The organism is Rhodopirellula maiorica SM1, assembly GCF_000346295.1.
GTDB lineage: Bacteria > Planctomycetota > Planctomycetia > Pirellulales > Pirellulaceae > Novipirellula > Novipirellula maiorica.
Map to the genome: position 1 here is coordinate 1 of NZ_ANOG01000397.1, position 913 is coordinate 913.

The following is a 913-nucleotide window of genomic DNA, read 5'->3' on the forward strand; positions in this document are numbered from 1 at the left end:
GCGGGCGACACACTCTCGGTCAGTGTGTCAGCCTCCGGCTTTACGGCGACAGGTCGCCCCTAAACCGTTGGCTCACGCCAACGGCAGGTCATGTTTCGGCCTCCGGCCTATTCACGTGCTACTAAGATAGCAGTCTCCATAGTTCCGGAGAGGTCGAGCAGAGCCATCAGCGATGCTCGGGTGCGGAACCGACGTCGCAACTAATTACCACTGCTTGTGTTGGAAATTTCGGCTCCGTATTTTCGCAGAACCTCTGCGACCGAATCATTCGCGTTGTCGACCGCCTCATCGAGCGGAGTTCGCTGTTTTTCGGTACGTCGATTGATATCAGCACCGTGAGCAATCAAGATCTCAGCGGTTCGTTTGTACGCCTGCGGATCGCGTTTTCCCTGGGATGAACCTCCCATCGCGACGGCGTGAAACGCTGTCGTCCCCACGATTGCATCTTGGTTGACGTCCGCGCCGTGCTTTAGCAGCAGTTCGACTGCTTCAGCGCTACCTGCGTCGGCTCCCCACGAAAGCGGAGTCCGCCACCACTGACCTGCAGCGTCGTTCACATCCGCACCGAGTTCGATCAGTCTTTGGCAAAGCTCCGTCGCGTTGTGATGTGCGGCCCAGTGAAGCGGCGTGGCGCCCCGAAGCTGTCCAGATCGATCCGTCCGTTGCTTTGCCAATACCGGAGACGCATTTAGCATCGCCAATGCATCCTCGTGTCGGCTCGCACGGATCAGCTCGATGAGAGTGTCAATGTCCTGCATGTTTATCGACGACGTGGTTTCAAGGTAGTGAGTCGCAATCGGCGTTAGGCCTAACCAAGTGATCATTATAGCGGAGCGGCGCAAGCCGCCCGGTCCAAATCGAACGGTTTACTCGCTGTAACCGGACGGCTCGCGCCGTGCCGCTACCCAACCAA

General features: G+C 58.1%; 1 protein-coding gene. It reads right to left on the bottom strand.

The features are described from left to right. Positions 1-200: 200 nt before the first annotated feature. Positions 201-824, bottom strand: coding sequence for an ankyrin repeat domain-containing protein (locus RMSM_RS12885; RefSeq protein WP_008696485.1), 624 nt, complete (start codon positions 822-824; stop codon positions 201-203). Between the last annotated feature and the right edge of the window lie 89 nt (positions 825-913).

Coding starts and splice junctions, on each gene's coding strand:
- RMSM_RS12885 (WP_008696485.1), bottom strand. CDS start 824: ATGATCACTTGGTTAGGCCTAACGCCGATTGCGACTCACTACCTTGAA.